Source organism: Bacillus sp. G402, from assembly GCF_051172515.1.
Taxonomy (GTDB): Bacteria; Bacillota; Bacilli; order Bacillales; family Bacillaceae; genus Bacillus; species Bacillus altitudinis.
Map to the genome: position 1 here is coordinate 131794 of NZ_JBPIZC010000002.1, position 21313 is coordinate 153106.

The 21313-nt window shown below is 40.5% G+C and carries 26 protein-coding genes; 9 read left to right on the forward strand and 17 right to left on the reverse strand.

Annotation, left to right across the window (positions count from 1 at the left end; genetic code table 11):
* Nucleotides 1-201 precede the first annotated feature (201 nt).
* The 7 genes from ACSBQP_RS09320 to mnhG are packed head-to-tail and all read left to right on the forward strand — an operon-like array spanning nt 202 to nt 5978.
* On the forward strand, nt 202-2613 hold the full coding sequence (locus tag ACSBQP_RS09320; protein WP_035389255.1) for a Na+/H+ antiporter subunit A: 2412 nt from the start codon (nt 202-204) through the stop codon (nt 2611-2613).
* Nucleotides 2610-3041 (forward strand): Na(+)/H(+) antiporter subunit B, encoded by a 432-nt coding sequence (locus tag ACSBQP_RS09325; RefSeq protein ID WP_008345843.1) that lies wholly within the window; start codon nt 2610-2612, stop codon nt 3039-3041. The genes ACSBQP_RS09320 and ACSBQP_RS09325 overlap by 4 nt, the downstream gene beginning before the upstream one ends.
* A complete protein-coding gene (locus ACSBQP_RS09330; protein ID WP_003213576.1) occupies nt 3041-3382 on the forward strand; it encodes a Na(+)/H(+) antiporter subunit C in 342 nt (113 codons plus the stop codon). The genes ACSBQP_RS09325 and ACSBQP_RS09330 overlap by 1 nt, the downstream gene beginning before the upstream one ends.
* Entirely contained in the window at nt 3375-4853 is a 1479-nt protein-coding gene (locus ACSBQP_RS09335) for a Na+/H+ antiporter subunit D (protein ID WP_019744043.1), read from the forward strand. The genes ACSBQP_RS09330 and ACSBQP_RS09335 overlap by 8 nt, the downstream gene beginning before the upstream one ends.
* 6 nt (nt 4854-4859) lie before the next feature.
* Nucleotides 4860-5339, forward strand: coding sequence for a Na+/H+ antiporter subunit E (locus ACSBQP_RS09340; RefSeq protein ID WP_008345848.1), 480 nt, complete (start codon nt 4860-4862; stop codon nt 5337-5339).
* Nucleotides 5339-5620 carry a Na(+)/H(+) antiporter subunit F1 gene (locus ACSBQP_RS09345; RefSeq protein WP_008345849.1) on the forward strand — a complete coding sequence of 94 codons (282 nt, stop codon included), beginning with the start codon at nt 5339-5341 and terminating at the stop codon, nt 5618-5620. Before ACSBQP_RS09340 ends, ACSBQP_RS09345 begins: the two co-directional genes overlap by 1 nt.
* A complete protein-coding gene (gene mnhG / locus ACSBQP_RS09350) occupies nt 5604-5978 on the forward strand; it encodes a monovalent cation/H(+) antiporter subunit G (protein WP_035701201.1) in 375 nt (124 codons plus the stop codon). Before ACSBQP_RS09345 ends, mnhG begins: the two co-directional genes overlap by 17 nt.
* Before the next feature lie 90 nt (nt 5979-6068).
* Here the strand turns inward: mnhG and ACSBQP_RS09355 are convergent, their stop codons facing one another.
* The 6 genes from ACSBQP_RS09355 to degQ form a co-directional block, all read right to left on the reverse strand.
* Nucleotides 6069-6458 (reverse strand): hotdog fold thioesterase, encoded by a 390-nt coding sequence (locus ACSBQP_RS09355; RefSeq protein ID WP_017358943.1) that lies wholly within the window; start codon nt 6456-6458, stop codon nt 6069-6071.
* Nucleotides 6459-6481: 23 nt separating this feature from the next.
* On the reverse strand, nt 6482-7123 hold the full coding sequence (locus ACSBQP_RS09360; RefSeq protein ID WP_007500477.1) for a response regulator transcription factor: 642 nt from the start codon (nt 7121-7123) through the stop codon (nt 6482-6484).
* 80 nt (nt 7124-7203) lie between these two features.
* Nucleotides 7204-9510: a sensor histidine kinase gene (locus ACSBQP_RS09365; RefSeq protein WP_017367961.1), complete on the reverse strand. Its 2307-nt coding sequence runs from the start codon at nt 9508-9510 to the stop codon at nt 7204-7206.
* Nucleotides 9511-9523: 13 nt separating this feature from the next.
* Complete coding sequence (gene comX, locus ACSBQP_RS09370) at nt 9524-9694, reverse strand: competence pheromone ComX (RefSeq protein ID WP_017358941.1); 171 nt, start codon at nt 9692-9694, stop codon at nt 9524-9526.
* Entirely contained in the window at nt 9672-10595 is a 924-nt protein-coding gene (locus tag ACSBQP_RS09375) for a polyprenyl synthetase family protein (protein WP_008345863.1), read from the reverse strand. Before ACSBQP_RS09375 ends, comX begins: the two co-directional genes overlap by 23 nt.
* 151 nt (nt 10596-10746) lie before the next feature.
* On the reverse strand, nt 10747-10887 hold the full coding sequence (degQ, locus tag ACSBQP_RS09380; RefSeq protein ID WP_003213123.1) for a degradation enzyme regulation protein DegQ: 141 nt from the start codon (nt 10885-10887) through the stop codon (nt 10747-10749).
* A gap of 505 nt (nt 10888-11392) precedes the next feature.
* Between degQ and ACSBQP_RS09385 the strand changes: the two genes are divergently transcribed.
* The gene (locus tag ACSBQP_RS09385) at nt 11393-11746 is read left to right on the forward strand and encodes a hypothetical protein (RefSeq protein WP_019744042.1); all 354 of its coding nucleotides are present in this window, start codon (nt 11393-11395) and stop codon (nt 11744-11746) included.
* 36 nt (nt 11747-11782) lie between these two features.
* Here the strand turns inward: ACSBQP_RS09385 and ACSBQP_RS09390 are convergent, their stop codons facing one another.
* From ACSBQP_RS09390 to ACSBQP_RS09430, 9 genes are all read right to left on the reverse strand, one after another.
* The gene (locus ACSBQP_RS09390; RefSeq protein WP_429586832.1) at nt 11783-13009 is read right to left on the reverse strand and encodes an EAL and HDOD domain-containing protein; all 1227 of its coding nucleotides are present in this window, start codon (nt 13007-13009) and stop codon (nt 11783-11785) included.
* A gap of 140 nt (nt 13010-13149) precedes the next feature.
* On the reverse strand, nt 13150-14619 hold the full coding sequence (locus tag ACSBQP_RS09395) for a nicotinate phosphoribosyltransferase (protein ID WP_007500472.1): 1470 nt from the start codon (nt 14617-14619) through the stop codon (nt 13150-13152).
* 17 nt (nt 14620-14636) lie between these two features.
* Complete coding sequence (locus ACSBQP_RS09400) at nt 14637-15188, reverse strand: cysteine hydrolase family protein (protein ID WP_144683732.1); 552 nt, start codon at nt 15186-15188, stop codon at nt 14637-14639.
* A 60-nt stretch (nt 15189-15248) separates the two neighbouring features.
* Complete coding sequence (locus ACSBQP_RS09405) at nt 15249-15656, reverse strand: YueI family protein (protein ID WP_435028352.1); 408 nt, start codon at nt 15654-15656, stop codon at nt 15249-15251.
* Between the two features lie 27 nt (nt 15657-15683).
* Nucleotides 15684-15932, reverse strand: coding sequence for a YueH family protein (locus ACSBQP_RS09410; RefSeq protein WP_024719734.1), 249 nt, complete (start codon nt 15930-15932; stop codon nt 15684-15686).
* A gap of 95 nt (nt 15933-16027) precedes the next feature.
* Complete coding sequence (locus ACSBQP_RS09415; protein WP_008345878.1) at nt 16028-16249, reverse strand: spore germination protein; 222 nt, start codon at nt 16247-16249, stop codon at nt 16028-16030.
* A 101-nt stretch (nt 16250-16350) separates the two neighbouring features.
* Complete coding sequence (locus ACSBQP_RS09420; protein WP_008345880.1) at nt 16351-16572, reverse strand: spore germination protein; 222 nt, start codon at nt 16570-16572, stop codon at nt 16351-16353.
* Nucleotides 16573-16640: 68 nt separating this feature from the next.
* A complete protein-coding gene (locus ACSBQP_RS09425; protein WP_050826566.1) occupies nt 16641-17744 on the reverse strand; it encodes an AI-2E family transporter in 1104 nt (367 codons plus the stop codon).
* 184 nt (nt 17745-17928) lie between these two features.
* Nucleotides 17929-18165, reverse strand: coding sequence for a YuzF family protein (locus ACSBQP_RS09430; protein WP_003213721.1), 237 nt, complete (start codon nt 18163-18165; stop codon nt 17929-17931).
* Between the two features lie 180 nt (nt 18166-18345).
* On the opposite strand from ACSBQP_RS09430, the gene ACSBQP_RS09435 reads away from it, so the two are divergent.
* Nucleotides 18346-19830: an esterase/lipase family protein gene (locus ACSBQP_RS09435; RefSeq protein WP_039956281.1), complete on the forward strand. Its 1485-nt coding sequence runs from the start codon at nt 18346-18348 to the stop codon at nt 19828-19830.
* On the opposite strand, the gene ACSBQP_RS09440 is transcribed toward ACSBQP_RS09435, so the two are convergent.
* Nucleotides 19827-20360: an HD domain-containing protein gene (locus ACSBQP_RS09440; protein WP_007500462.1), complete on the reverse strand. Its 534-nt coding sequence runs from the start codon at nt 20358-20360 to the stop codon at nt 19827-19829. The genes ACSBQP_RS09435 and ACSBQP_RS09440 overlap by 4 nt on opposite strands.
* A 144-nt stretch (nt 20361-20504) precedes the next feature.
* Nucleotides 20505-21248 (reverse strand): (S)-benzoin forming benzil reductase, encoded by a 744-nt coding sequence (locus tag ACSBQP_RS09445; protein WP_039963912.1) that lies wholly within the window; start codon nt 21246-21248, stop codon nt 20505-20507.
* Nucleotides 21249-21313: the final 65 nt, after the last annotated feature.

Genomic DNA, 21313 nt, shown 5'->3' on the forward strand with positions numbered 1-21313 from the left:
AAAAGCATGTACGAAATACAAAACAATATACAACGAGTTTCATTTTTGATAAAATATTTTTTGTGGTCAAAAGAACTCAAAATAAATTCAATTTGCCGTAAATCAGTTCAAACCAATGCACTATGTCTGTATTTACGCTATAATTTTAATTACCAGTTCTTTAGAACGTGAATTTATATTGATCAAAGGAGGTTCATTTTCTTGCAGCTTATTCACTTCGCCATCCTATCACCTTTTTTACTTGCCTTTGTCGTCCCTTTTCTTTTTAAATACGTAAGGCGTATACATACAGGATGGTTTGTTCTCATCTTGCCTATTCTTTTATTTACCTATTTCATCCAAATGCTCCAGATCACCTCGAATGGACGAACGTTGTTCTCACAAGCTGAATGGATTCCCTCTCTAGGGATGAATTTCACTGTGTATGTAGATGGTCTCAGCCTGTTATTTGCTTTACTCATCACAGGTATTGGTGCACTTGTGGTACTGTACAGTATTTTCTACTTATCAAAGGAAAAAGAACAGCTTGGCTCTTTCTATACGTATTTATTAATGTTTATGACCGCTATGCTTGGTGTTGTTCTCTCTGACAACATGGTCGTACTTTATTTGTTCTGGGAGCTAACAAGTATCTCTTCCTTCCTCTTAATTGGGTATTGGTATAAGCGTGAGCGTTCTCGTTACGGAGCAACCAAATCACTGCTTATTACTGTGTTTGGCGGATTAGCTATGCTTGGCGGCTTCATCCTCATTTACCTGATCACTGATTCATTCAGTATTCGCGAAGCAGTCAATCAGCTTCAGCTCATTATGGCATCACCTTATTTCATCCCTGCGATGGTTCTCATTTTACTAGGGGCCTTCACGAAATCAGCGCAGTTCCCATTTTATATTTGGCTGCCTGATGCTATGGAAGCACCAACCCCTGTAAGCAGTTATCTGCATTCTGCTACTATGGTCAAAGCCGGTATTTATCTGGTTGCCCGCTTTAGTCCGATTTTTGCTATATCAGAGGTGTGGTTTTGGACCATTTCGATTGTCGGACTTATCACACTATTCTGGGGATCTTTCCACGCCGTTCGGCAAAATGATTTGAAAGCCATTCTGGCCTTCTCGACAGTGAGTCAACTCGGTATGATTATGCTCATGCTAGGAGTAGGCGCAGCTGCCATTCATGAAAACAACCCTGCCTTTTTTGGCGCAGCCGTTCTTGCTGCTATTTTTCATCTCATTAACCACGCGACTTTTAAAGGAAGTCTCTTTATGGCAGCAGGGATTATCGATCACGAAACAGGTACACGTGATATTCGCAAATTAGGTGGATTAATGACCATCATGCCAATTACCTTTACAATTACGTTAATTGGTACATTCTCGATGGCTGGACTCCCGCCTTTTAATGGATTTTTAAGTAAAGAGCTATTTTTCACAAGTATGATTCGGATTTCTGACATCAGCTTTACGGATGTTTCAACATGGGGGGCTGTCTTCCCTGCTATCGCTTGGCTCGCTAGTGTGTTTACGTTCATCTACAGTATGATGATCGTCTTCAAAACATTTAGAGGCCGTCTGAATGTCGATCAATTGGAGAAAAAACCGCATGAAGCACCGATTGGTATGCTGATCCCGCCAATTATTTTAGCTGCACTTGTGGTCACATTTTTCTTTTTCCCTAATATTCTTGCCTATTCTGTCATTGAACCTGCCATTCAAGCGATCATTCCAGAAGCCATTCAAACAGGAAGCCGCTTTGCCGTAAAAATTGAAGCGTGGCATGGATTCCAGCCAGAGCTTTACATGACAATTGGTGTAGTTGCGCTCGGTACCATTGGCTATTTAACGCTGTCAAAATGGCGCCCAATGTACAACATATTTAAGGAAAAATGGTCATTTAACGCTTTGTATGATCGTTCGCTTATAGGTGTAGAAAAAGGGGCTTACCGCCTAACAAACAGCTATATGACAGGATTCCTTCGTGACTATCTTGTCTATGTATTTGGGTTTATGATTATCGTGCTTGGCAGCGTGATGTTCTACAAGCAAGCCTTCTCATTTCAAACTGAGCACGCTGCATCAATCGGCACGTACGAAGTCATCCTTTCACTTGTGATGGTCGCAGCGACAGTCACGACTGTATTTGCTCGTTCACGCTTAACAGCTATTATTGCGCTAGGTGTTATGGGCTACACGCTGTCACTATTCTTCGTGATTTTCAGAGCACCTGACCTTGCGCTGACACAGCTCATTATTGAAACCATTTCTGTCGCGCTGTTTTTACTTTGCTTCTATCATTTGCCAAAGCTGAGCCTGAAGCAAAAAACACGAAGATTTAAATTAACAAATTTGATCATCTCATTAGGTGTTGGAGTCGTTGTCACCTGTCTTGCTTTCGCTTCCACAAGCCAGCAGTCTCTTGACACAATTTCAACGTACTTCATTGAAAACAGCTACAAACTGGCTGGCGGAGACAATATTGTCAATGTCATTCTTGTCGATTTCAGGGGCTTTGATACACTCTTTGAGATTACAGTGCTGGCCATTGCGGCACTCGGTATTTATGGATTATTGAAGGTAAAAGCACAAGGAAAACGGAAGAGAGGCGTACGGCGATGAGAAAGATTGATACGAATGATATGCTCTTACAAGTCACAACTAAAATTACAGCATTCATCATCTTGCTTTTCTCACTTCACCTATTTCTTGCAGGACATAACAATCCTGGCGGAGGATTCATTGGCGGTTTGATGAGCGCTGGTGCTGTCGTTCTTCTGCTTTTAGCCTACGACCTTAAAACAGTCAGACGCATTTTACCATTTGACTTTATTTATGTGGCTGGTGTCGGTTTGCTCGTTGCCATCCTAACAGGTATGGGATCTTTTCTGTTCGGAGCACCTTTCCTATCCCATGCATTCGATTATTTCCAACTGCCGTTTCTAGGGAAAACAGAACTGGCGACAGCGGTCCTGTTTGATATCGGTGTGTATTTAGTTGTTGTTGGTGTCACCATGACCATTATTCAAACGATTGGAGAGAAGGAATAATGGAATTTCTAATGTCTATTATCGTCGGAATCATTTTTATGGCAGCGACCTATTTAATGCTTTCAAAAAGCCTTCTGCGGGTCATCGTCGGTACTGCCGTTTTAAGTCACGGCGTCCATTTGCTTCTATTAACAATGGGCGGCTTAAAAAAGGGAGCACCTCCTATTTTGAAAGAGGGGCTCACATCCTATGTAGATCCATTGCCACAAGCATTAATTTTAACAGCCATTGTCATTGCTTTTGGTGTAACATCCTTTTTGCTCGTGATGGCCTTCCGTGCCTTCCAAGAGCTGAGAACAGATGACATGGATCAAATGAGAGGAAATGATCAGCATGAATAATCTCGTGATCCTGCCTATATTAATTCCATTACTAGCTGCTACATTATTGATCTTTATGAATAAAAACACCATGCTGTCGAGAGGCTTTAGTGTGTTTGCATCTCTTTTAGCCATTATCTGTAATGTCTATTTGGTCCAAACGATTTTCACAAACGGCATACAAACCCTTTATTTGGGCGGCTGGAAAGCACCGTTTGGCATTGCCCTTGTGGCCGATCAGTTTGCTGCGCTTCTTGTTTTGACCGCTTCCATTGTTGGACTTGTCACAGTTCTTTTTTCCTTTCAAACGATTGGGAAAGAAAGAGAGCGACTGTTCTATTATTCTGGTGTCCAATTCTTGTTAGCTGGCGTCAGTGGTGCCTTTTTAACAGGAGATATTTTCAACCTGTTTGTCTTCTTTGAATTGTTGCTGATGGCATCTTATATGCTCATTGTTCTGGGTGGTTCAAAGCCTCAGCTTCGTGAATCACTGAAATACATTGTGTTTAATATAATCTCATCGGCATTATTTATTGTTGGCGTAGCGTGTTTATATGCAGTCACAGGCACACTGAACATGGCTGATTTAAGTGTGAAAATAGCTGAATCTGGGCAAACAGGGTTAATCACCGTGATTGCCATTCTGTTCCTGATTGTATTTGGCTTAAAAGCTGGAGTCTTCCCGCTTTATTTCTGGTTGCCAGGGTCTTATCATGCACCGCCGGCAGCGATTTCAGCTTTGTTTGGTGCACTGCTGACAAAGGTCGGGCTATATGCGATTGCCAGGGTCTTTACGCTCATCTTTATACATGATACAGGTTTTACACATACAATTATGGCCTGGCTAGCCGCTCTAACGGTTATATTCGGTGTCATTGGCTCTATCGCCTATTCTGATGTGCAAAAAATTGTGATTTATAACATTGTCACAGCTGTTGGTGTCATTTTGTTTGGGATTGCGGCCAATACACCGGCATCACTCCAAGGCGCCATTTATTACCTCATTCACGATATGGTGATCAAAGGAGCTCTATTTATGCTTGCAGGGGCACTGTTTGTGTATGCTGGAACCAATCATCTGAAAAAAATGGGTGGGCTGATTCAATCCCAGCCTCTACTCGGCTGGATGTTCTTCATATCGGCTTTATCACTTGCGGGTATTCCTCCGCTAAGTGGATTTGTTGGCAAACTGAAAATTGTTGAAGGTGGGTTTTCTGCTGGGTACATGACGTTCTCTATCCTTGTTTTACTGTCCAGTCTTCTTGTCCTTTATTCTGTTATGAGGATTTTCATGCTCGCGTTTTGGGGAGAGGAACAGGATATGCGAAGAAGAAAGCCATCCATTAGAGGAATGGTGTATCCTGGGGTACTGCTTGTTATCTTATCGCTTGCGATTGGATTAGGCACAGAATTCATTGCACCTTATATCAATCAAGCTGCGGAAATGCTTTCAACACCAGAAAAATATATTCAAGCTGTGCTGAAGGAGTAGATGAACATGGCCTTTCAAATATTATTAAACGCTCTCCTCGCCTTTACATGGATGTTTATGAATGATACATACAGAGCTGCAGACTTTGTATCAGGCTTTGCACTAGGGATGATCGCCATTTTTATGCTACGGCGATTCTTCCCGCAACGTTTTTACGGCTATGCCCTTTATGCGATTTTCAAGCTCGTCATCATTTTTATCAGAGAGCTGCTTCTTGCTAATTTGAGTGTACTCAAGACGGTGTTATCTCCAAAGCTTAAGATCAAGCCTGGTATTTTCGCCTTTCGTACAGATTTAAAAACAGATTGGGAAATCACCATACTGGCTAATATGATTACATTAACACCTGGTACACTGGTCATCGATATTTCGGATGATCGTTCGATTTTATATATTCATGCGATGGATATTGAAGATGCTGAAAAAGCCATCCACGATATTCGGGTATCATTTGAAAAAGCGATTCAGGAGGTGAGCGGTAAGTAATGGAACTGATCTTGCAAATGTCACTTGGGATTCTTGCGCTGTCTACTTTGCTTTTTGTGATACGGGTCATCAAAGGACCTTCTATTCCTGATCGCGTTAGTGCGCTTGATGCGATAGGAATCAACTTAATTGGGATGACAGCCATCGTGTCTATCTTACTGAAAACCACGACGTTCTTTGAAATTATTTTACTGCTCGGTATTCTTGCCTTTATCGGCACTGTCGCTTTTTCCAAATTCCTTGAGAAAGGGGAAGTGATTGAAAATGATCGTCATCGCTAAAGCGATCGTGATTTTCTTTATTCTGCTTGGCGCCATTCTTTGTCTGGTCTCAGCCATTGGTGTCCTTCGCCTACCGGATGTTTACACACGTATGCATGCTGCATCAAAAGCATCGACACTTGGTGTTGTTCTCATTTTAGTTGGTGTGTTCTTTCATGAATGGTTTCTTGCAGGGATCATCTCTGCGAAAATCCTGCTTGGGATTGTCTTTATCTTTCTGACCGCACCAGTCGGCGCTCATTTGATCGGAAGAGCCGCTTACAACACTGGTGTGAAAATGGACAAACGAAGTGTCCAAGATGATTATGGCGGTTTCCGTAACTTTGTCATTAAACGAAAAGAAGACTCTTATTTATAAATGAAGAACCTGACATTCAGGTCTTGTTCACTTTACCCGCATGTTCATAAAAGGGTATTAAAAAAAGCTTCCGCTGCACCGGGAGCTTTTTTATATGCGATCAATGACAGCGAGTGTACATCTTGACGTACAGATATGACGGTCTCGATCATCTTTTATATCGATTTGGAATACCATTGTACGCCGTCCTACATGTACAGGAACAGCTGTAGCTGTCACCACTCCATCACGTACAGATTTTAAATGATTGGCATTGATTTCAATACCTGAACAAACCTGCTTCGTTAAATCCAAATGAGCAGCAGCACCCATGCTTGCCACTGTTTCTGCTAGAGCAGCTGATGCTCCTCCATGCAGTAATCCAAATGGCTGTTTTGTTCGGTGATCGACTGGCATTGTCGCCACGCATCGTGACGTATTGCATTCCACAATCTCAATCCCCAGTGCCTCAAGCAGTGTATTTGAACCACTCACATCCATCAAGGCCCTCTCCCTTCACACGTTTACAGCACACTTTCCGATTTTGCAATTAACACCGCTTCTGTTCGAGATCCAACATTCAGCTTATTAAAGATGGAGGTCAAACTGTATTCAATCGAGCGTTTGCTCAAATGAAGCACATCGGCGATCTCTTGGTTTGTGTACCCTTTTTCCACTTCTCTTAAGATTAAACATTCACGCTCTGTTAACAGCTCATGATCCGTCTGCTGCGCCTGTTCTGGCTTCTCTTGCTGCTGTGAAATTAATTTCTTTAAATAGGATAGCTGAATGACAACTTCTCCTTGCAATGTGCGGTGTATGTATTCAATGATTTTGTCTTTTGTCTCTGTTTTACTTATTGCACCATGCAATCCAGCTCGAATGGCCTCTTCGAAATAATCATCTACTTCATATCCTGTATAAATGATAATTTTCACTTGTTGATTCGTTTCTAGAATTTGTTTGGCAATGTCCATTCCATTGATATCCCCGAGATTTAAATCCATCAAGATCACATCATAGATGGAAAAGTCATGCGTCTTTAAAAAGGCGCCTTCTGCATCAGGACTTAAACAATCGACTGATAGCTGCTGATCTGATTCTAATATGCTTTTTGTCCCTTCCATGACAGCCGGATGATCATCAATGACCAATATCTTCTTCATGTCTTCCTCCCTTTAAATCACTCACTTCCATTTTATATAAAAGACTTGGCAGATGCCAAGTCTTATTCCTTAAGAAATCGTTACAATTCCATTTCAATTTTCACCTTGAGCCCTTTTTCAGGTGCTGTGTGAATTTGAAGCTTTCCATTTAGAGCTTTGACTCGTTCCCTTATGCCAGAAAGACCCATGCTCATCGTGTGCTGATCAAGCTGGCTTGCATCAAATCCGACTCCATCGTCCTCATAATGGAGAACAACTTGATCTTTAATACAAATGAGCATCACTAAGACTTGGCTGGCCTTAGAATGCTTCAACGCATTGGATAACAGCTCCTGCACAATCCGGTAAATATTCAGCTGTGAGTCAATATCAATGTCCAATTCTTTATCAAAGCGGGTTGTATTCAGCCTAATATGAAATGGCGCTTCCTCTTGAATTTGCGAAGTCAGCTTCGAAATTGCCTTCACTAACCCCAAATCATAGAGGAGCTGCGGCCGAAGTTCATGACATGTTTCTCTCGTGGTTTGAATCACCTTAGACATTTGTTCATTCCAAGAGATCAATGAATTTTCAATAGATGTTGGGCATTGGTTGTTTTGGAAATTGGTTAAGAACATCTCGGACTGTCTCTTCAGTGAAATCAAATCCTGCAGCACAGAATCATGAAGATCCCTCGCTAAATCTGAGCGCTGCTTTTCTTCCATGGCGAACATGACTTTCTTCAGCCAGGCGGGATTGGCTTCCCGCTGTTTCAAATCCTCAAGATGCTCCATCAGTTCCTCGATCTTGACGACATTTTCTAAACTGACACTTGTGTAAAATGCCAATGTTTTCAGCCATGAAATTTCATCGCGGGTCAGCTTAGGTGTCCGTAAATTAGATAAACAGCAAATCACAAACGAGTGACCGCCCCGCTCACCAATTTTCATCATAAACCCTTTATCAAGCCCAATGATTTTACCAACTTCACCTAAAATATCTTGAAATTGATCCACATACTCTTTCCATAGCTGGCTTTCTTCTATTGATTCATCAATTTCAACAATTTGTCCATCTGCCTTCACTTCAAGCACAAAGGCTTTGTTCACAACAAGTACTTCTAAGATGGTGTATTTTAAATGATACAATACTTGATGAAGTGATGACGCCTCACGAATAAGCTGTGTAAATTTAAATACACTATCCTGATAATTATGCTTCTCTGAAAAACGCTTCAATCGAAAACGGAAATCGATAATTTCTTTAAAGTAGAAGACGGTAAGCATAAGAATGTACGTGATAATCGTAAATTTCACTGTATAGAAATTTGCATTTGGCTTTTGAATAAAATCAAAAAGAACAACCACTAGTATTGTTGGTGTAATTGCTAAAAAACCGTAGTATTTAATCCTTCCCATAAAGAAATCAACATTATATAGCTTATTTGACATAAATTGATAGACTAAGAAAAAAGGAATTAAAAGAACAAACGATGCAACAACATACGGTGAAATAAAATATATACCAAAAAAATAAGGAATGATAAAAAATAGCATGAATGGACTGAATGCTGAGATTAAAATGAGTGCAAATGCTCGAAGTACATTGCTGACTTCATTGTCTTTCAATTTTTTAGCAGCCCTTATAGTGATAATAATCGAAAGGAAAGCCAGAACAAAAAATGAAAGTAAATTGACATATGCTAATAGATCTACTGGTCCTGCTTTATTTTTATAGAATAAAACTAATAAAACGTTAGTCACTGGAACTAGATACAAATAAAAAAGAACTCGACGACGAATAATTTCTGTTCCTAATTCTTTTAAATATTGATACATAAAGTGCATATATAGTGGAGGTACAATATTCATTGTAACGATTACAAGAATACGACTGATAGCCTCTCCTTTTCCAGAACCACCAGAACTTACATAACCTATAGACACCGCCAAAAGAAATAAAGCTAAAATATAAGCTGACTCTTTTTGGTTTGCTTTATTCATTTTTAAAATCATAAATATACAAAATAGACAGATGGAATAAAGAATGACTGGTATTAGATAAATAAACAGATTCGCTTGACTCAATAACCTTACATTCTCTAAATCAATTTTATCACCATGTCTATCAACGACTAAACTTTTAACATTAGCTAAAAAACCTCTTTTAACTTCTTCAACTGGTTTTTTATTCCCATTCACTTCAAGTATGATATCGCCTTTCCTAACTCCAGCTAGATAGCTATCTGTAAAATTATCGACATCCACTACCTCAAGTTGACCCTGACTATTTTCCTTAACAGCTGCTCCAACAAAAATATTAAATACGTTGATATAAGAGATGTAAATCACATAGATGAAGCTAAGGATAACTAATATAACTGTTAACTTAGAGTAAAACTTTCTCATAATATTTATCTACTCAAGCAGTTGCCCATATGATTGCTTTAATAACGTCTTCTTTCTGGAATCCGTCAACAATAATACTTGCAGTTTCTTGATCAACGTGAAGCAATGATGCGTTCCCATTAGCGATTTGATTTAATGTTGAAGGATTCTCCACTAAATAACTAACCAATTCCTGAATTTTCATCTTCTCCATCTCCATTTAAAAAAAGTATCAGTTTTTTCTTTTTTGAAGCCTCTAAATGTAGTTTCTTGAATGCTTCTTTAAACTTATTTCTGAGAAGGTTTCTCATAATAAATACATATTGTTGAGCACCAGATTTTTTTAATTTATCCTTTAATTCTTCAGAGCCGGCACTCTTATCCTTTGATTGAAAATAACTGAGCAAGTCTGAACTAGATGGATTAAATTCATTTTTCAAGTAAACTAGCGGTAATGTTTGCATTCTTTTAAAGTCAATATTATCTTTGTTAAAAAGACCTAGATAGTCATTTTCAAGCTGTTCCGCCATTCCTAGGTAATAAGCATATTCTTCTACCTTCTTTTCAAAAGAACCTGTTGCCAAAACAACACCTAACACACAAGGTAATACAAACAGTGACCCTGCTTTTAACTTCATGATATTTAAACAATCCTGCTCATTCTCTGGCTCCAGTGTCATATCTATATGCTGCCCTTGCATTGACTGAATGGAATAAGAATATACATTGTTTAAAAGCTTCGCTCCATGATCAAGCTTTGAAAACACATCAAAACTCAATGCAAAGAGAACATTCGCCGCATTAATCGCAATTCCGCTCTGACATTTCATCCAAGGATACGAATCATTATCCTGATCTTCAATATCATCTAATATATCGGCAGATAAGATGAGAAGTTCAATCCCTGCTGCCAGTTTTGTAATCGCTTGCTTGTCTTGTCCGCCAAATGCCTCATAATGTTGGTAAGCCAATTGCCCAAAAGGAAATTCATTCTTTATATCTGTAAATTCGAGAAGCAGCTTTTGTAAATCATTTTGCCTGACTGCATGTTGAATAAAATCAGACATTTTCTGCTTGATTTTTGTATTCTCTAGATAGTTTAGCATACTCGATCTTGATCCTCACCCTCTCGCCTCTTATTTTACTAAAAAGAAATAAGCAAATGTCCACTGACATCACTATTTAACAATTATATAATAATATATCCTTTTTTTGTATGTATTTGGATAAAAAAAAGACTTGATGGTTATCAAGTCTTTAAGAAATTTTCACATATTCATATTTGTCGTATTGATCAATGCTTTTGTTAATGTTATGAAGAGAAGCCGTTGTTTCTCTAATTTCGTTTTCAAGTTTCCATAATAGTTGTTTAAGTTCTTCGATTTCATACTTTTCCATCGATTCCACTCTCCTTTTTTGGAAGATCAATGTATTTGTGTATGTTGATTGGGTCATAAGTATTTGATCTGTTACTAACAGTGTAAATGCTATTGAGTATTTTTTCACCGAAAAGTATGCACAAAATGTGTGCGTGATACCGCAAAATTCAATAGGTCTTTTTTCATCATTTTCAGACTTTTCAAATGATACTTTTATCTCAATTTCAAAGGGAATACGTCATTTTTGCGACATGAACAGGCATCATTCGTCACAATTCTCACGATAAAGAACATACGATCCCCTCTGTTTCCTCGGTTTTTCATGTTATAGGTCAGACGACAGGCTCTACTGTAGACACCGCAATTTTTTGGCGACATTCACCGAAATTGACCGCAAAAGTACCTATTTTTACGATGAATATGCAAAGGTAGAAAGATCATTTTGATTCTTTATTCGGATTTTCTTCATACATTTAGAACAGATATCCGTCCAAATTCACTTCAATGAGAGAAGAGGTGACCATGTGTTTTACTATGTTCCTTATCCGCCTTTGCAGGTTCCCGCAATGGGGAACGCATACCCGCGAACACCTATGACTTTTCCTCCAGTAGATGCTCATGCGTTTCAAAAGGCTGCAAAGGAATCAACCCGTCTCGTGGCTGATGCATCCCTCATTACACAGCAGATTTCCGGTTCGCTTTCGTTTGGACAGCGAATCATGGAAGCTGCTGAACGTGCTGACACCGCAAGTGTGATTCGAATGCTGAAGCAGATTGGGGTGAAAAGCAATATCGATATCCGCTTTAGTCCAGAAGGCATCCGTATCTACTTATCCCTTTCTTCCAGCAGGCTTTTTCTACTTTTACAGTGGGGATAACAAAGAAAGAAGCCGCTCTAGTGGGAGCGGCTTTTCTTAAGATTCAAACATTTTATGACACCATTCAATGGCTTCTATATAACAGCCGTAGGCTTCCTGCTTAGGGAGACTTCCACCTAACATCTCATCATACCATTCATTTCGTTCAATACGTTTGGCAACGTCTAACACTAGGAAATAGTCATTTTCATAGCCAAGCAGTGCCTCACCTACTTCATCCGAAAGAGGCAGTTCTTTCACAAGTTCAGTAATGTCCGCCCTGACAAGCGTATCAATGAGTGAAAACATACCTGTTAGCATATAAGAAGCGGGATGCTCTCGTTCAGTCCGACTAGCAATGAGTTCACACGTTTTGGCACGAATGAACGACATTTTGATGATTTCCTTTTGGCTTGAGTTGGCTTGGACATTCAGTTCTTTAAATGAAAGGATAAAGATCCATCGCCGTATTTCATTAAACCCAAGCAAGATAATCGCCTGACGAATACTCTTGATTTGATAAAGACGTCTCATACCGCCAGAATTCAGCATTTTTAATAATTGATATGAAAGGGAAAGATCACTTTCTATAAAGTGCGTCACGGTCTGAATATTCGGCTGCTCCTGGCTCAGCTCATTCAATAGCTGATGGTATGCGTGGAAGCTAGTCGATAAGGCTCGTCCCGAAATGACGTGCGGCTCACTAAAGAAATATCCTTGAAACAAATGGAAGCCAGCTTCTAACGCTTCTTCATATTCTTTTCGCGTTTCTACCTTTTCAGCAAGGAATCGAAGTCGATACTTTTTATATGTATGTAAAATGTCTCTTCGTTCTTCACATGTTGTTTTCAGAAAATCAATTTTTAAAATATCAATGCAATAGAGGAGTTCATCGAGTAACTTGTCATGAAAATGTGTTCCGCTCAGAAAGAAATCATCGAGCGCAATCGTGTATCCCCACTTTTTTAATTGCTTACATCTCATAATAAGTGCCGGGGTAATCGGTACATTTTCTAATATTTCGATCACAAGCTGATGTGGATCAAAATAAGTGAGCAGATCAGACGAAAGCAAGCTTTCGGTGAAATTGATGTAGCATCGTTTTCCTTCTGTCAGTGTTTCGATGCCAATGTTTAAAAAACTATTGATAATGAGGTCCGTTGTCGCTTGATCACCATCTTCAGCGCTATATGTATTGGTTTCACTATCTCTATAAAGCAGCTCGTATGATACGACTTGTTCTTTTCTGTTAAAAATAGGCTGCCTTGCAACAAACACCCTCAACTGCTCCATTCCTCCTTTATGCAATGACAAACAAGATGTGCCTTCAGTATACCAAATGATTGCCCATAAGGTTCATTTTGAATCGTCCAACATGAAAAAAAAGAGACCATCTGGCTTGATGATCTCCTTTCCCGGGGTAATCAGCTTTCATAAAGCTCTTTTTTGATTTTATTTTTCACATCATGGATAAACTGCATCTTATTATCCCAGCATTTTTGACTCAAATCGACTGGGTATTCTTCTGGTTTGCTGATTCGTTTGTATTCCTCCCAGAAGAGTCCGAGACTGTCCTGCACATATGCTTGAATCGTTTGGATATCTGGATTATCATACACCAGCTTCCCTTGTTCAAAAATTGGGACATGAAGGTCCTTTGCCACAAAATTTGTCACAAATTTGCTGATAAATGTATGAACTGGATGGAACATTTTCAGCTTATCTTCACTTTGAACATCTTCTTCTTCAAGGGCAATGTAGTCTCCCTCAGAGTGATGATTCAATTGATTGATAATGCGATACACTCGTTTACGGCCTGGTGTTGTCACTTTCTCTGGGTTAGAAGAAATTTTGATCGTGTCATTCATCTGACCATTTTCTTCAATCGATACAAGCTTATATACAGCACCAAGAGCTGGCTGATCGAATGCGGTAATCAGTTTCGTTCCAACACCCCATACATCAATTTTTGCACCTTGTGCTTTTAAGTTCATAATGGTGTGTTCATCAAGATCGCTTGATGCAATGACTTTGGCGTCATGGAATCCAGCTTCATCCAGCATCGTTCTCGCCTTTTTAGACAAGTAGGCAAGGTCTCCGCTATCAAGTCTGACTCCAATAAAGTTGATTTTGTCTCCGAATTCTTTCGCTACCTTAATCGCATTTGGAATGCCTGATCTGACCGTATCATATGTATCCACTAAAAAGACACAGTCTGTATGTGTTTCGGCATATTTTCTAAATGCAGTATATTCGTCGCGATATGCTTGTACAAGGGCATGGGCATGGGTGCCTGATACGGGAATATTGAAGCGTTTCCCTGCACGGACATTACTTGTTGCCTGAAATCCGCCGATCAGTGCTGCTCTTGCTCCCCACATGGCTGCATCCATTTCATGCGCACGTCTTGTTCCGAATTCTAATGCTGTCTCATCTTCAATGATTCCTTTAATACGAGCCGCCTTTGTTGCAATTAGCGTCTGGAAGTTCACGATGTTGAGCAGTGCCGTTTCAATTAGCTGCGCTTCAACAAGTGTTGCCTCGATGCGCATAATAGGTTCATTCGCAAAGACAATTTCTCCTTCTCGCATTGAATGAAGTGTCCCTGTAAAAGACAATCCGCTTAAGTATTCAATGAAATCGCTTTTATAACCGAGTTCATCTTTTAAATATGCAAGGTCGCTCTCGGTGAAGGAGAAGTCCGATAAATATTCAATCGCTTTCTCTAAACCAGCAAATACAGCGAAGCCGTTGTCAAATGGAAGCTTTCTAAAGAAGAGTTCGAAGACTGCCTTCTTCTCATGAATGCCGTCTCTCCAATACGTTTCTGCCATGTTAATTTGATAAAGATCTGTATGTAGTGATAAACTGTCGTCAATAAACCGATGCTCCAACTTCCATTCTCCTTCCCTTACTTAACCACTTTCGCACCAAGCGTATGCTCAAAGTGAGAAAGTGCCCACTCGTGCCCCGCTTCATTAAAACTCGCTACGGCATTCGCATGAATCACAAGTTCAAAGCCTTTATTGTACGCATCAACAGCTGTATGAAGTACACAAATATCGGTACACACTCCGGCTAGGTGAAGTTCAGTGATGCCACGCTCGCGCAGTTTCATTTCTAATTGAGTGCCTGCAAAAGCAGAGTATCTTGTTTTTTCCATATAATAGACATAATTTAAATGTATTGACGTGTGAAATAGTGAACTTAGTTTTCCGTAAAGTTCAATTCCTTCTGTCCCGCGAATATTATGGGGCGGAAATAACTTTGTCTCTGGATGATATGGATCTTGCTCTTCATGATGATCGACGGCAAAAACAACAAAGTGTCCTTCATCAATAAATGAAGAAGTGATCTCTGTGATCTTCGACTCAATCGCCTGTCCAGGCTTTCCGCACGTCAGTTTTCCATCGTCTGCAACAAAATCAACTGTATAATCAATACAAATCAATGCTTTGCCCATCCGCATCTCTCCCATATGCTCTTTTGAATCATTATAGCTTATTCATTTCACTAGGGAAACCTATTCAACAGATTCACAAGAAAAAGCTTTTTGAAAAAGCTCATCTTCTATATAGATGTGCTCTTGATTGATCGCATGCGGCACCTCTATCACAAGCCCAAAAGGTGAATGTGACTCGTGATGGTTGACCACTTTAAAAGAACAACCAGCGGCATTTGCCATTTTGACATATGGAGAATAAGAAGCATATGACAATTCACCATTTAAAAGAACAGTGGCCTCTCGGTTTGCCTTCAATACTTGCTCTACCTCTTGATACGATTTATGTCTCGATACTTGCCCTTTTGTCAGAGCGAGAAGAGCACGTTCTCTTAATGAGCCGAGAAACATTCTTCGTTCATCTGGTTTTGTTTCAGCATGTCCAAATATCCCTTGCTGCAAATAAAAGTCTACGGATTCTTCTTTCATTGCTGTGTTCACTCCTGGTTTCTGAATTTACATTTCTGTGACCCAGTGCACAATTTTTTGTGCAAGTTCACGGGCTTCGTCTATTTCTACTCTTTTGTTTAAAGATTGTTCTAGTGCTTGCTCAAGCTGCGTTTTTTCGTCTTCATACGCAATAGAAATACTCCATTCTATGTCAGGTACAGCGACAAGCGTTTTATATTCTTTTTTATTTTCATGTAAATATACATTGTAGGTTGTTGGTTGCCCGCTTGTCAGATGCGCTTTTCTTATTTTCATTTGATGTGTTTTACCCCCCTTTTTCTTCTTCCTTCTTCTATCCATTGTACCATAAAAAAAGACAGCTTCTGAAAAGGAGACCCTTTCAAAGCTGGCTATGCGTTAAAGCTCTTTTGCTGGCTGATCAGGTTTGAATCCCAAACAAATGTGACGTTCGGATTGTTGAAAAATTGAACAAAGTCTCCTGCATTATAGGTACCTGAACCACCAGCGGAATGATCCACACTTTTTGGCGAAATGGCAAACACATCGCCGAAATGTGCAGAACCGTTTCCTATCACACGGTCAATATGAATGGGTCCAACAATTGCTGGCATCTTTCCACCACCTTTACTACCCTCATCATATGCCCAGCGGAACAATACGTGTCTATCCAACATAAAAAAGACAGCTGATATGTCATATGATCAGCTGTCTTTTATGCATTAAATGATTGAGGCTGGCCAAACAGTGTAAAGTCCCAAAGCATGGTGGCATTCGGATCGCTTGTCAGGGACATATAATCACCTGAATTAAAAGCTCCCGCTCCACCGGTCGAGTGATCTACAGCCAAAGGGGCAATGGCGAGAACGTCACCAAAAGTAGCCGAGCCGTTTCCGCCTAAAGACTCAATATGGATGGGTCCAACAATCGCAGGCATCTTCCTTCTCCTCCCTATTCGCTTATGTGAGTTATGTTATGCAAAAAGGGAAAAGTTGTGCATCTGCCCTAAACGTTTAAATGCTGTTCTTTTCGAGAGCGCTGACGCAGCTGAACCAATCTGACAATATTGAGTGTGATGGCTTTCAGCAGCGCATAGACAGGGACGGCAAAAATCATGCCAAGGATTCCGCCAAAACTTCCTGCCCCAATTAATAGCAAGATAATTGTTAACGGATGTGTGTTGAGACGTTTTCCAATGATCAATGGAGAAATGACGTTTCCATCGACCTGCTGAACAACAAGAATGACAATAACAGTCACAACCGCTTTTCCAGGCGAATCAAGAAAAGCAATGAGCACAGCTGGTGCCGCACCAAGATATGGCCCAAGATATGGAATGACGTTTGTCACCGCAATAATGATGCCGAGAATGAGCGCATATTTCACACCAATTAATAAGTATCCGATAAAACAAGCAACTCCGACAAATAAACAAACAACGATTTGCCCTTGTATGTAAGCAGCAAGCGTATCGTTTAATTCTTTAAAAATCTTCAATCCTTCCTTACGGTAAGGCATTGGCAAAAATTGAACGAGCTTGTCCGGAAACTTATGCCCGTCTTTTAGCATGTAAAATAAAATGAATGGAACGGTAATGACAGCGAGGGCAATATTCGCAATCACGCCAAACACCGCCGACATACTTGAAGCAATATTTTCCGGTAAATCTTTTAATGTCGAAACGATCGACTGTTCAAACTTTGAAACAGACACATAATCTTGGTTCATCATCCACGTAAATGTTTTAGAATGCGAGAAGTCGTTGATAAATTTCTGCATGTCCGTGACATACCCCGGGAAGCTTTTGACAAGTCCACCCACCTGCGTGACAATGACAGGTCCAGCAGCATTGACAATAAACGTGATAAGCCCGATGAATAGAAGATAAATAATCAGAATGGCGAGCGTCCTAGGTATCTTCTTCGACAAAAATCGAACAATCGGATTAAAGATGAAAAAGAGAATACCTGCCAGTAAAATAGGAACAAACAACGTTGAAGCAAATAAAATGATCGGCTGAAATAAAAACGAAACTTTTGTTGATACGTACACAATTAGTAAAACCAGTAATATTTGGAATGTCCAAAAATGAACTTTAGATTTTAACAAAGATGCTCCTCCTGTTACGTATTGACCTTATTAAAAAACTACTATTCAACCCACCTTCTGTCAACTGCTTCTTGTTTTAGAACCATATTTTTTGAAAAAAAAAGAACAATTGGTATATCATGCACTTTTTCCAGATATACATTCTGTAAGCATTGAAAAAAGCAGACACCTGTGCGTCTGCTTGTTACACTCTTTCACTGTGATCAGGCATCACCGACACGATTTGCTGGATCCGCACATAAAACACTGATTTTGCCCCCGCCTCAATCACAATATGATCCGGCATCACTTCCTTCAACTTTCCACGTACTGTATCTTTCACTGTTTGAACAATCAATCTCATACCGACTACTTTCTGCAATGTTTGATAAACATATGGATCAACTAATGAAACAAGCTGTGGACTTCCTTGTTGTGCCATGCTACCTGCCCCTTTACTTGTGTATTTACCCACAGCGTATGCAATGACCCATGTGAGTGTCACTCAGCAAACCTACAACATTATTACCGTATTTTTACATTTCATATTTTTTTACAATTTTTAGAAGTATAATAGATTGGTGCTGCCAACATCTTAAATTATTTGAAGAGGTGAATGATCTTGAAAAAATTAATCTGTATCGTTGCTGTCATGCTCTTACTATCCTCTGCAAGTTATGCGCACGCAGGCACAATTGGAGATGCACCTGGTACACCAGGGAAGTGGTTTAAAGGAGAAGAACCGGTACAAAAAGACCTGTCAAAACCCCCACTTGTTTTTGTTCATGGCATAAACAGTTCTTCCTCCACATGGTCTGATCGAAACGATATGGCAAAACAAGCTGTTCTGAACGGATACGAAAGCGCGTTCATAGATTTATATCCAGATCAGGACATGAAAAAGAATGGAAAACTATTAGCAGAAAAGTTAAAAGAAATCTATGAATTTTTCGGCAGAAAACTGATCATAATCGGTCATAGTAAAGGCGGAGTGGATACGCAGGCTGCCCTCGTGTATTACAACGCTCATCCATATGTAGAGAAAGTCATCACACTTGGCTCTCCACACTATGGGACGCCGCTTGCGGATTTAGCCTATAGCAAAGGCGGAAGCTGGCTTGCGCAAATCCTTGGACAAAAGAGCGACGCGCTCTATTCTCTGCAAACCGGGATGATGGCAGCTTTTCGAAGTGAAACCGACCAGCTGGAGACGTTCCCTCATAAGTATGTAACCTATTCTGGTTCAGATTGGGGAACCTTTGGCGGAGTGCTTTATTTAGGCGGCATGTATTTAAAAAGCTTTGGTGCAAACGATGGCGCTGTGACGGTCAGCAGCACAAAGCTAGCATATGCAAACAATATTTTAACAGGAAAATGGGATCACTTTTCGATCAAAAACGGCACAAGCATGTTCCCCGTATTTCAGGCACAGCTGCGTGCAAGTACCGCAAGCGCTGAAAGTGAAGACGAACAAGAGCAAGAACCAGTCTCTTCGGAGCTAAATACAAACGTTTATGTGAAAGGTGGAGAAAGTGAAAAGGATAAAACAGAAGCGTTCTATGTAGAGGAAGGAACGAATGGCCTATCGATTCAGTGGTTAAATGAAAGACAGGAAGCCAATCCGGAAATCGTTGCGCCAAATGGAGATGTCTTAACCAATTTGACGACATCCGAAGCATCATTCCCATATGAAGGCGCCTATTCACACCATGTGCAAATCAATAAACCCGTTCCAGGAAAATGGACGATTCGATCAAATTCAGGAAAAAAGGATCCTTATTTGCTACTTGTATCCTTTGATTCACCATTGAATGAAGAAATCAAAATCGCTGCAGCGAAATCAGGAGATGCATCGACACATTCGAGCAAGCTGATTAAACGATTAAGCAAAACTGTAGAGACCACTTATTTTAAAGATGCCGAGAAGGATCATCCACTGAAAACGAGCTCTTCATCTGCCGTTCAATTGAAAAAAGAAGGTGCTTATTCCGTCACGGTTCATTACACAGGTCTCACTGCGTCAGGGACGTCGGCATTTAACCGTACTGTGATCCGCACATTGTATGTGGATCAGCACGGAACGATTCATGGAGATATTCCATATTAAACAGAGCGTTTCATGGGCTGAAGCGCCTGCTGCACCTTCTCATCCAAATCAGCAATTTTTTTGAGCGCAAGTGATTCATCTATTTGTCTGTAATGATGGTGTCCACCAGGCTCTTCGTCCATTTCATCTGCTTTCTTCACAATTTGCTGGAGTGTGTCCTTATGCAGGTCGCCCTCTGGCAAATATGAATCTGTGTGAAGCAAAATCGCAAGGGCAATCTCTTTGGCTGCTTTTGGTTCCTCGCCGAGCCGTATGAGCAGTTTATGTGCCCGCTCTGCCCCTTTAATGGCATGAATATCATTTCGTCTATATGTCTCGTAATCCCATTCTCCGCCTGCTGTATACCATTCATAGTGGCCGATGTCATGCAAGAGTGCTGCTTTCACAGCAAGATCCGGGTTAATCCCCGCCTGCATCGCCAGTTTGAATGCGTGATAAGCACAAGCAATGGCGTGGGCTTTTCCTGAACGATTTAAATATTTTTGAGCGACTGGATGGGTGTAAACATCCATTAATGTAACCTTTCTCATGGAAACCCCTCCTTATCTATATTTTTAGCATCCTAACATATTCTGAAAAGAAACTCAAATGTTCTGTCATATTTCCGATGAGTCTCAAAATTAGCTTATGCTCGATAAGCTGTCTTTGCTTGTACAATACGAAAAAAGCAGCCGTTATGACTGCTTTTTTCCATACTCACGGGCATCGTATACACAACCGCCAGCTGGGTCATCTGCTAGAAGGTCGAGTAAAATACCGGCCACTTCATCTGGGCTCTTTAACGTACCTGTTTCATGTAATTGCTGAAACCGTTCAATTTGTTCAAAGTCCTGTTTGGAGGATTTCCGAATCTCTCCCTGCATATCCGTATCAATCGTACCGGGTGAAAAGGAAAACGTGGTGACAGGATATGCTTCGTCCTGCTGTTCCTCATGTAAAGTCCTCATAAACATATCAAGCCCTGCTTTTGAACTGCAATAGGCACTCCATCCTTTGTACGGGTTTTTAGCTGCCCCAGAAGAAAGATGCACGATGGTTTTCTTCCCTTCAAGAGATTGTGTCTCCCTCACAAACACGTGACTGAGCAAAACAGGGATGACAAGGTTCAGCGTATAATGCTGATGAAGCGTATCTTCTCCGCCTTGCCCTGCACGCTTGATAGGAGTCACCATTCCTGCATTATTGACAAGCAAGACGTCATCAGCGTCTGCGAGAGTTTGCGAGGACAAGATGCCCTGAAGCCACTTTGCAGCCGATTCCTCATCAGTGAGATCGACCTGTGAATGCGTGAGGTGTGGATGGGATAGTGGCGACTCACTTCTTGCAGCGGTATACACGTTATCCCCGCGTGAAAGTAGCTGTTTGACAAGTGCTAAACCAAATCCTTTTGATCCGCCTGTGACGATTGAAATTCGAATGACAATCTCCTCCCTTGATAACACTATTTTAAATAGTGAATCGGTATCACATCAAGCAATCTGCA